The 9,775-nt window shown below is 62.5% G+C and carries 9 protein-coding genes; all 9 read right to left on the bottom strand.

What is annotated here, in order from left to right; all coding sequences use genetic code 11:
- Positions 1 to 779: FtsW/RodA/SpoVE family cell cycle protein (locus tag WA989_RS13115; RefSeq protein ID WP_424340938.1), on the bottom strand; the 779-nt coding region annotated here is incomplete at its 3' end.
- Positions 776 to 2,203, bottom strand: a complete 1,428-nt coding sequence (gene murD, locus WA989_RS13110; protein WP_424340937.1) for a UDP-N-acetylmuramoyl-L-alanine--D-glutamate ligase — start codon at positions 2,201 to 2,203, stop codon at positions 776 to 778. The genes WA989_RS13115 and murD, both read right to left, overlap by 4 nt.
- 10 nt (positions 2,204 to 2,213) lie before the next feature.
- Positions 2,214 to 3,407: a phospho-N-acetylmuramoyl-pentapeptide-transferase gene (gene mraY, locus WA989_RS13105; RefSeq protein WP_424340936.1), complete on the bottom strand. Its 1,194-nt coding sequence runs from the start codon at positions 3,405 to 3,407 to the stop codon at positions 2,214 to 2,216.
- Positions 3,397 to 4,887, bottom strand: coding sequence for a UDP-N-acetylmuramoyl-tripeptide--D-alanyl-D-alanine ligase (locus tag WA989_RS13100; RefSeq protein ID WP_424340935.1), 1,491 nt, complete (start codon positions 4,885 to 4,887; stop codon positions 3,397 to 3,399). Before WA989_RS13100 ends, mraY begins: the two co-directional genes overlap by 11 nt.
- On the bottom strand, positions 4,884 to 6,320 hold the full coding sequence (locus tag WA989_RS13095; protein ID WP_424340934.1) for a UDP-N-acetylmuramoyl-L-alanyl-D-glutamate--2,6-diaminopimelate ligase: 1,437 nt from the start codon (positions 6,318 to 6,320) through the stop codon (positions 4,884 to 4,886). Before WA989_RS13095 ends, WA989_RS13100 begins: the two co-directional genes overlap by 4 nt.
- Positions 6,317 to 7,969, bottom strand: coding sequence for a peptidoglycan D,D-transpeptidase FtsI family protein (locus tag WA989_RS13090; RefSeq protein ID WP_424340933.1), 1,653 nt, complete (start codon positions 7,967 to 7,969; stop codon positions 6,317 to 6,319). Before WA989_RS13090 ends, WA989_RS13095 begins: the two co-directional genes overlap by 4 nt.
- Positions 7,962 to 8,306, bottom strand: coding sequence for a cell division protein FtsL (ftsL, locus tag WA989_RS13085; protein ID WP_424340932.1), 345 nt, complete (start codon positions 8,304 to 8,306; stop codon positions 7,962 to 7,964). The genes WA989_RS13090 and ftsL overlap by 8 nt, the downstream gene beginning before the upstream one ends.
- On the bottom strand, positions 8,303 to 9,295 hold the full coding sequence (rsmH, locus tag WA989_RS13080; RefSeq protein ID WP_424340931.1) for a 16S rRNA (cytosine(1402)-N(4))-methyltransferase RsmH: 993 nt from the start codon (positions 9,293 to 9,295) through the stop codon (positions 8,303 to 8,305). The genes ftsL and rsmH overlap by 4 nt, the downstream gene beginning before the upstream one ends.
- On the bottom strand, positions 9,295 to 9,775 hold a 481-nt coding region (locus tag WA989_RS13075), incomplete at its 5' end, for a division/cell wall cluster transcriptional repressor MraZ (protein WP_424340930.1). The genes rsmH and WA989_RS13075, both read right to left, overlap by 1 nt.

Below are 9,775 nucleotides of genomic sequence, written 5' to 3'. Positions count from 1 at the left end.
CCAGGCCCCGCACCGAACACGCCGCCCCGCCCAATCGCCTGAGAGGCTTTGTCGATCTGGTAAGTGTCATAGGAGGACGGATTGATGAAGCTGTTCACCCGGAAGCGCACATGCGGCAGCAGCGCATAAAGCGCCGTGCTCAGTCCCAGGCCGCCGCCAAAGAACATCGCCGCCCACCGCCACGGCAGGCCGGACACGAAAAAGGTCACGATGAAGGCTGCCGTCAAGAGGGCGGACTGGCCGACATCCGGCTGAAGCAGCAGGAGCCCTAGGGTGACCACATAGAAAACCAGCGCGACAACCGCCCAGGGCCCACCCGGAAATAGCTGGCGCTGTGCCAGCAGCCATCCGGCCATGATGATGAGGGCAGGTTTGGCAAACTCAGAGGGTTGCAGCGTGAACCCGCCAAATTCGATCCAGCGCTGGGCCCCCTTGGCTTCGTGGCCGATGATCAGGATGGCCGCCAGCATCACGAAGGACCCACAGAAGATGAGCGCCGCTGCGCGTCTCACCCAGTCGCGGTTCAGAAGGCTGGCGCCAAATAGCGTGATGACGGCCGCCGCGGCGAACACAGTGTGGCGCTTGACGAAATGGAAGCTATCCACCTTGTCCATGCGCTCGGCGGCCGGTGGGCCCGCGGCCAGCGACAGCATCAGGCCGAGCCCAAGCAGGATCAGCGCGGCAATCAGGATCTGCCAGTCGACACTCCTGCGCCACTCTGTGATGTGCGAGCGGTCGGACCGCGGCAGGATCAGCGCTTCGCCCAACTGGACGCTCATGCCGATTCCTTCATCACTTTCACCAGCGAATTGCCGCCAAGGTCCTCAACGATATGCCGGAAGGCATCGCCGCGCGCCTCGAAATCCTTGAATTGATCGAAGCTGGCACAAGCCGGCGACAGAAGAATTATGGCATTGTCATCGCCTGCCGCTTTCGCGTCGCGGTAAGCGCTGGCGACAGCCTTGTCGAGCGTGCCGCATTTCTCAAACTCGGCAACGCCCTCGAGCGTGCGCGAAAACGCATCCGCTGCGTCACCGATCAGATAGGCCTTGGCCACGTGGTCGAAGAGCGGGCTGAGCGGGCCGATGCCTTCGGCTTTGGGAACGCCGCCGGCGATCCAGTAGACTTTCGGATAGGCCCTCAGCGCCTGCTCGGCGGCCTGTGCATTGGTGGCCTTGGAATCGTTGACGAAGCGGATGCCGTCAATCTCGCCCACCTGCTCCATCCGGTGGGCAAGGCCGGGGAACGTCCGGATGGCAGCATAGATGCGGGCCGCATCGATGCCGAGCGCCCGGCAGGCGGCATAAGCGGCGGCTGCATTCTGGTAATTGTGCCGGCCCGGGAGTGCGGGCGCATCGGACAGTTCTCCAACCTTCACGGCATTGCCGCCGAGGCTGTCGAAGAGATTGCCATTCACGGCGCTGACACCCCGGCCAAGCGCGAATTCTGACGAGACTTGCGAGACCCGTACACCGCCGCGCGCAGCCAGGTCCATGGCGAGCGTCTGCGTGATCGTGTCGTCAACCGCAATCACTGCCGTGTCGCCAGGCTGCTGGTTCAGGAAAATGCGGCGCTTGGCGTCGACATAGCCTTTCATCCCTCCATGACGGTCGAGATGGTCCGCCGAGATGTTCAGGAACACGCCGACGTCGCAATGCAGGCTTTTGACCAGGTCGAGCTGATAGGAGGACAGTTCCAGCACGTAATAGGCATTGGCATGAAGCGGCGCCATGTCGAGCACGCCGGTGCCGATATTGCCGCCAATCCGCGCATCCATGCCGCATTCTTTCAGGATGTGCCCGATCAGCGCCGTCGTCGTCGATTTGCCATTCGTGCCCGTAATGCCGATCACTTTCGGACGCGCCCGCTCAGGCAATTTCTGAACGGCGCGAGCGAACAGCTCCATGTCACCGACAATCGGCACATTCGTCATCTGGGCGAGACGGACCAGCCGGTGCGGTTGCGGGAAGCGGTAGGGAATGCCCGGTGACAGCACCAGCGCGGCAAAGCTCTGCCAGTCGCGCTTATTGAGATCGGATAGCGGAATGCCCGCCGCTTCTGCCTTGGCGCGCGTTTCCTCGCTATCGTCCCAGGCATGAACCCGTGCCTTACCGGCTTTCAAGGCGCGCGCAGCTGCAAGGCCTGTACGGCCAAGACCGTAAACGGCGACATCCTTTCCAGCATATTCGGTAATCGGGATCATGGGGCGCGGGCTACCTCAGCTTCAGTGTGGCAAGGCCCGCAAGGGCGAACAGGACAGACAGGATCCAGAAGCGGACGACGACCCGGGTTTCAGGCCAGTTCTTCTTCTGGAAATGGTGGTGGAGCGGCGCCATGAGGAAGATGCGCTTGCCCTCCCCGGTCACACGCCTGGTGATCTTGAACCAGGTGACCTGCATCATCACCGAAAGCGCTTCGAGCACGAACAGACCGCCGATGACAGCAAGCGCGAACTCATGCTTGACCGCAACGGCGACGACCCCAATCAGGCCGCCGAGACCGAGCGAGCCGGTATCGCCCATGAAGACGCGCGCCGGATAGGCGTTGAACCAGAGGAATCCCATACCCGCGCCAATCATCGCGCCGAGCAGGACGCCCATTTCTCCAGCGCCCGGTGTGAACTGGATGCCGAGATAGTCGGCGAAGATGAAGTTGCCCGTGAGGTAGGCGATGAGGGCGTAGGACGCGCCTGCAAACATCATCGGCACGATGGCGAGCCCATCGAGGCCATCGGTAAAGTTCACGGCATTGGCCGCGCCGACGATGACGATCATTGCAAAGAGAATGAACAGCCCGCCAAGGGGGACGAAATAGTCATTCACAAACGGCACAGCCACGCCGCCGGAAAAGGACTGGTCGTTTGGCTCGACGGTTGTTTCAGGCGCGAGGCCTGCAATCATCTGGGCGAGGTCATTCAGAGGCCCCCATTCGGCATGGCCAAGCGGAGTGTGTGCGCCATGGATGCCCATGATGAACGCGCCCGCCATCGCAGCGATGAGAAACTCGACAAGCAGGCGCACCTTGGCCGAAACGCCGGCATCGGACTGCTTGGTTACCTTCGCATAGTCATCGAGGAAACCGAGAAACGCGTATGAGACCGTCACGAACAAGACGGTCCAGATATAAGGGTTGCCGAGATCGGCCCAGAGCAGCGTGCCAAGCAGGACGCCGATCCAGATCAGGAAGCCGCCCATTGTCGGCGTGCCGCGCTTTTCGAGTTGGGCTTCCAGCGAAAGATCGCGGATTGGCTGGCCCTTGCCCTGGCGCAAACTCAGCTTCGCAATGACCCAGTCGCCCGTTAGAACGGTGAACAGAAATGCGGTAACAATCGCACCCCCGGTGCGGAAGGTCGTGTAGTTGAACAGACGGAAAAATCCGTCATCAGCTGCCACCAGCTCATACAGCATCACTACCCCCTGCAGCCCGTTCTGGGCCGCGATCCATCACTTGCTCGTCTGCGGTCTTGCTCCACTGGCGCAACCTGTCTGCGAGCCGTCCCATCCCGGACGCATTCGAGCCTTTGATCAAGAGGAGATCGCCGTTCCTGACGGAGTTTTTAACAACCGAATCCAGCTCTTCGGCCTTGACCGCCCAATGGGTCTCGATTCGCCTCTGAAGCGAATCTGCGAGCGGCTTCATCCCCTCTCCGGCGAGAAACGCGACCGATGCCCCAGCGTCCATTACGGGCGCTTCGAGCGAACGATGTTCGGCCTCCGATGTGGCACCAACTTCCAGCATTTCGCCGAGCGCCACGAGGCGGCGAGCCCCGTTGCGAGACGCAAAGCTCTTCAGCGCCGCGCGCATAGAGGCCGGATTGGCATTGTACGCATCATCGACCAGCAGCGCTTCACCACCCTGTGGCAGCTTCAGGATCTCGGCCGTCCCGCGCCCTGGCGGCGGCGTGTAGCCTGAGAGGTCGCGTGCTGCACTGTAAAGATCGATCGACGCGTTCAGACCGGCGGAGAGTAGCGCGCAGGCGACATTGTCGGCCCAGTGTTCTCCAACAGCGTGAATTTCCACATCCAGCTTGCAGGTCAGAACCTCTAGCGCGATCCGGCTCATGCTACCGGCGCTCTCATAGGAGCTAACCTGCGCCGCCCCGTCGAGATTTGTCAGACCGCCCGCATGGCCCGCGTCATCGGCCCGGCCGAACAGGGCGATCGCTGCGCCGGGTTTCAGCGCACGAATATGCTCTGCGAGCACTGGCAACATCGGATCAGATTTGGGCAGGACGACGATCCCATCCGGCTCTATCAGACCCGCACCGATGTCGGCTTTTTCCTTTGCGACGCCTTCAATCGAGCCGAGCCCTTCGAGATGCGCCGGAGCGATACGCGTGATGACAGCGACATGCGGCTGGACCATTTTTGAGCGCGGCGCGATTTCGCCCGGCGTCGACATGCCGATCTCGAAGACCGCGTATTCCGTATCGGCCGGCATGCGCGCCAGCGTTAACGGCACACCCCAATGGTTATTGAAACTCTTGACGGACCAGTGAGCCTTGCCCTGTCCGCGATGAATTCGGGCGATCATTTCCTTGACGGACGTCTTGCCGACCGAGCCTGTGATGGCGATGCGTACGGCATCGGCGGCGCGGTCCCGGGCATACTCTCCGAGTGCAACAAGCGCATCAAGGACATCATCCACGATGATGAGCGGCCCGGTGGCGCCTGAGACCTCGCGGCTGACCAGAGCAGCGCTTGCGCCCGCCTCAAACGCATTGGCGACGAAGTCGTGGCCATCCCGCACGTCTTTCAGGGCCACGAACAGGTCGCCCTTTTCGAGCGAGCGGGTGTCGATCGAAACGCCGTTGGCTTCAAAGTCGCCAGTCAGCCGCCCGCCTGTGGCTTCGGCGATTTCAGCAGAGGTCCAGATCGGGCGCGTCATGCTTGGACCCCCTCCAAGGCGGCTATTGCCGTGTCCTGATCGGAGAATGGAATGACGGTCGATCCGATGATCTGTCCGGTCTCGTGGCCCTTGCCGGCGATGAGCAGGGTGTCACCAGCCTTCAGGTCGGCCACAGCCTTGCGGATCGCTTCGCCGCGGTCGGCCATCTCGATCCCGTTGGGCACCGCCTCCAGGACGGCCTTGCGAATGCTTGCCGGGTCTTCGGAGCGTGGATTGTCGTCTGTCACGATCACGACGTCGGCTTGCTTGGCGGCGATCGCGCCCATGAGCGGGCGCTTCTTGCGGTCGCGGTCACCGCCGCAGCCGAAGATGACGACCAGCTTGCCTGCTGTGTGCGGCCGCGCGGCCCGGATCAGGACGTCGAGACCGTCTGGCGTATGGGCATAGTCGACAAAAACACCTGCGCCGTCAGACGTTTCGCCGACGAATTCGAGGCGGCCCTTCACGGGCCTGAGCTCGGACATGCCCGCGCGAACGCCTTCAAGCGGCGCACCGAGCGCCAGAGCAAGGCCAGCGGCCGTCAAGGCATTGAGCGCCTGAAACTCACCGATCAGCGGCAGCTCGACTTCAAAGGGCTCGCTGCGCCATTTGAGGAAGAGTTTCTGACCGGTCGCCCGCGGCATCAATTCCTCGATCTTGAGGTCCTCGCCGCGCCAGCCCACGGATACCGTCCTGAGACCCGCGGATTTTGCCCCAGCCTCGAATGCCCCGCGCTCCGGGCTGTCCGCATTCACCACGGCCGGTGCCCCAGACGGCATCAGCTCCGTAAACAGGCGCATCTTGGCGGCCCGGTAATCATCCATGTCCGTGTGGTAGTCGAGATGGTCCTGGGTCAAATTCGTGAAGGCGCAGGCGGCAAGTTTTACAGCATCGAGGCGGTACTGGACGAGGCCATGCGAAGAAGCCTCCATTGCACAATGGGTCACGCCCTGATCGGCGAGCGTGGCTAGCGTCTCATGGATCGCGACAGGATCCGGCGTTGTATGGCCAAGGTCGATATGACCCTGCGGGCCGATTGCGCCGAGTGTCCCCATAGACGCGGCAGTCATGCCCGACGTTTCCCAGATCTGCCGCAGGAAATCGACGGTCGAGCTTTTCCCGTTCGTCCCGGTGACGGCGACGATGGTCTCGGGCTGGTGCGCATAAAAAGCAGCCGATGCCGTTGCGAGCGCAAGGCGCGGCTCATTTACCTCGATCGCCACCGCCGGCGAAACATCGGGAAGCTCATGGCCGATCACCGCGACAGCGCCGTTCGCCAGCGCCTGCGGAATGTACTCGCGCCCATCTGCCACAACGCCCTTCAGCGCAGCGAACACAAAGCCCGGCTTTACCTTCCGGCTATCTGCAGTCAGGCCTGTGACGTCCGTGACCGCATCGCCGCCATGTCCGGGAAAAAGCGCGCTCAATTTCATAGTTTACTCCTTCTCTGAGAGACGGAGCGGACCATGGGGCTTTCGCCGCGGCCCAGATCTTCGAATTCCGGTTCGACGCCCAGCATCGGCGCGACACGTTCGATCACCCGGCCTGCCGTCGGTGCTGCATTATACGCAGCTGTTCGCCCGCGGCCTGCTCCTTCTTTGGGGTCATCGAGCACGATCAATACGACATAATCAGGGCTGTCAGCTGGAAAGACTGCTGCAAATGAGGCGATATTTTCCTTGTCGGAATACCCGCCGGCAACCGGCTTTTCGGCTGTGCCCGTCTTGCCCGCCACGCGGTAGCCTGCCACTTCGGCCTGCCCACCGGTCCCGACAATGACCGCTTCTCGCAGCATGTGTGTAACGACAGCAGCGGTTGGCGCGGAGAAAACGCGGCGCGTGCGGCGGCGTTGTCCGTCCATCACAATGGTGGGCTCAATTACTTCGCCGCCATTCGCAAACACCGAAAATGCGCTCGCAAAGGCCATAGGCGTGACGGCAATGCCGTGCCCGTAGCTGGTGGTCGCGGCATGGATATCGTCGAATTTCGGGGGCAGGATCGGCGCAGCGCTGCCTGCAAGCTCGATCGGTGACCTGCCGAACAGACCGAGTGCGGCCAGCATTTCCTGCTGCCGGCGCGCACCAAGCTGGATCGCTACTTTCACTGTGCCTATATTTGAGCTTTCGGAGACGATTTCGGTCGGCGTGGCGCGACCGGAGATCGGGTGATCATCGGCGATAATGCGCCCGGAAATTTCCAGCGGCTCGCGAACATCGAAGCGGTCACTCGGCCGAATGGCACCCGTATCGAGCGCGGCCGCTATCGTCAGCGGCTTGAAGACCGACCCCAGTTCGAACACGGCGCTGGAGGCTCGGTTCAGACGCGAGGGGTCTTTGATGTCGAGATCGAGAACGCGGTTCGGATCGATCGGCGGCCAGCTCGCGAGCGCCATGACTTCGCCATTGCGCGCATTAAGGACAACACCGGCGCCGCCTTCGGCTTCGTATTCACCCGCTGCCGCTGCGAGCTCGGCTTCAAGCGCAAACTGGACATTGGAATCGATCGTCAGCTTTAGAGGCTCGGACCGCGAGAGGAGATCTGAATCCATCGCATATTCGACCCCGGCCAGCCCCTGGCCGTCCGTGCCGGCATAGCCGAGAATGTGCCCTGCCAGCGTGCCGCGCGGATAGGCCCGACGGCTCTCTTCGCGAAAGTCGAGACCTTCGAGCCCGAGATCATAGACAGCCTGGCGCTGCCTTGGCGTCAGGCCCCGGCGCACCCAGACGAATGCCCGGTCGCGGTCAGACAGGCTCGCCGTCAGCGAATCGACATCGATATCCGGGAAAACAGCTGCGATGCCTGTCGCGACCTCGGCCGGGTCCCAGATGGCGCGCGGATCGGCAAAAAGCGAATAGACAGAAACAGATGTAGCCAGCAGCTCGCCATTGCGATCGACAATGTCCGCACGGCGGATTGGCTCCTCAAACGCGCGCAGAGTGCCGCCGTCATTCGCAGGCGCCGTCATCGCGACCATGCCCGCTTTTCCTGCGACCACGGCGAAACCGAGACACATGCCGAGCGAGACAAGCTTTGCCCGCATGGACGATCCCGTCGCGGGGCCGGAGAACCGCACTTCATCCATCCTGGGCGCCTTCCCTGTCCTGGCGGGGCTCGCCGACTTCATCGAGATTGGCAGGCGGACCGATCAGCTGGTCGAGATCTTCCGGGCGGGCAAATTGCTCAGCACGTGCCGGCACCATTCCCAGCTCGCTGCGGGCATATTCCTCGATCCATTCCTGACGCGAAAGATGGCTGAGTTCGCCGAGCAGGATTTTCCGCTCGCGGATTTCCGCGTCGATCTGCTCCTGAACCTCGGCAATCTCCTCAGCACTTTCCATCGCGCCGTATTTGGCACGGTAGAGGCTGAAGATCAGCAGGCCGATAATGGCCACCCCGATGAAAAGGGCGCGCCAGCTCATGAGGCCACCTCGACTTGTCCGAGGTCTGGCAGGTCAACGCCCGTCGAGACGGGCAGCGCCATTGCGGGCGCATCGGTACGGATTGCGACTCGCAGCCTGGATGAGCGCGATCTCGGATTGGTCTTCAGCTCTGCCGGCGACGGCTCAATAGCCTTCTTCGAGGGCATTTCGAAGCTCGGCTGCGGCCCGGCTTCCTGCTGCGGCAAATGGCGAGACCCGCCGCCTTGAAGGCCTGCGCGTTCACGCATGAAGAGTTTTACCATCCTGTCCTCCAGCGAATGGAAGGTCACAATGACAAGCCGGCCGCCTTCACGCAGAAGCTCTTCTGAGGCCACAAGCGCCCTGGCGAGCTCACCGAGCTCGTCATTCACGAACATTCTGATCGCCTGGAACGACCGGGTGGCAGGGTGTGTGCGTGACCCACGCCGCCCTCCGAGCGTCTGCTCGATCAGGCCTGCAAGATCGAGGGTTGAGGTGAAAGGAGCCTTAAGACGCCGCCCTGTAATCGCACGCGCGATGCGGCGGGACTGCTTTTCCTCGCCAAGCCGGAAGATGATGGTCGCAAGGTCGCGCTCATCGAGCTGATTGACCACATCTGCGGCAGACGGACCCGAGCGCCCCATCCGCATGTCGAGCGGCCCGTCCCGCATGAAGGAAAAGCCACGCTCGGCCTGGTCGAGCTGGAAGGAAGAAACGCCGAGGTCGAGTGTGATCGCATCGACATGCTCGAAGCCTGCGCCGCGCAAAAGACGGTCCATTTCGCCGAACCGCCCTTGCAGCGGTATCAGGCGCGGCTGTTCAGAAACGAAAGCCTCGGCCCGCGCGATCGCATCCTCGTCGCGGTCAATGCCGATTACGCGGCAGTCAGCGGCCGCAAGCAATGCGCGCGCATAACCGCCTCCCCCGAACGTGGCGTCGACCAGGACATCACCATCCCGCGGCGCCATCGCCGTGACGACCTCATCAAGGAGAACCGGGACATGCCCCATCAGTCCTGCCCTCCATTGCCCAGTCCGGGAAGACCACCGGCCGCCATTGCCTGCTGGAACGGTTCTGCCAGTGCATCCTGATTGTCCTGCGCCGTGGCTGCCATCTGCGCATCGAACTCGGCAAAGCGGGACGGTTCCCAGATGTGGAACCGGTCGAACGCGCCAGCGAATATCAGCTTCTTCTCGATGCCGGCCGCTTCGAGCAGGCCGGACGGAATGGAGATACGGCCCGTATCGTCCATTTTGAGGTCAGCGGAGCGGGTGAAGATGGTGTGCATGAAAGCTCGCCGGTTCGGATCGTTCGGCGCCATGCGGGCAAGCGTTTGGCGATAAAGCGCCATCAGCTCGTCGCCGCCGCCCTCGAGACAGCCGGAGCCATCGATCGCCGGCCACACAAATATGCGGTTGCCGCCCGAAAGAGCCGCACGGAAGGGCGCAGGCACCGATACCCGGCCCTTCGCATCGAGCGATGTCTCATAG

The sequence above is a fragment of the Henriciella sp. genome, assembly GCF_049649345.1.
Lineage (GTDB): Bacteria > Pseudomonadota > Alphaproteobacteria > Caulobacterales > Hyphomonadaceae > Henriciella.
Note: the sequence above shows the minus strand (reverse complement) of the source record. Positions and strands in the feature narration are given on the sequence as shown.

What these genes read in the sequence shown, in the direction of transcription:
- murD (WP_424340937.1), bottom strand. Translation starts at nt 2,203, where the DNA reads ATGATCCCGATTACCGAATATGCTGGAAAGGATGTCGCCGTTTACGGT.
- mraY (WP_424340936.1), bottom strand. Translation starts at nt 3,407, where the DNA reads ATGCTGTATGAGCTGGTGGCAGCTGATGACGGATTTTTCCGTCTGTTC.
- WA989_RS13100 (WP_424340935.1), bottom strand. Translation starts at nt 4,887, where the DNA reads ATGACGCGCCCGATCTGGACCTCTGCTGAAATCGCCGAAGCCACAGGC.
- WA989_RS13095 (WP_424340934.1), bottom strand. Translation starts at nt 6,320, where the DNA reads ATGAAATTGAGCGCGCTTTTTCCCGGACATGGCGGCGATGCGGTCACG.
- WA989_RS13090 (WP_424340933.1), bottom strand. Translation starts at nt 7,969, where the DNA reads ATGGATGAAGTGCGGTTCTCCGGCCCCGCGACGGGATCGTCCATGCGG.
- ftsL (WP_424340932.1), bottom strand. Translation starts at nt 8,306, where the DNA reads ATGAGCTGGCGCGCCCTTTTCATCGGGGTGGCCATTATCGGCCTGCTG.
- rsmH (WP_424340931.1), bottom strand. Translation starts at nt 9,295, where the DNA reads ATGGGGCATGTCCCGGTTCTCCTTGATGAGGTCGTCACGGCGATGGCG.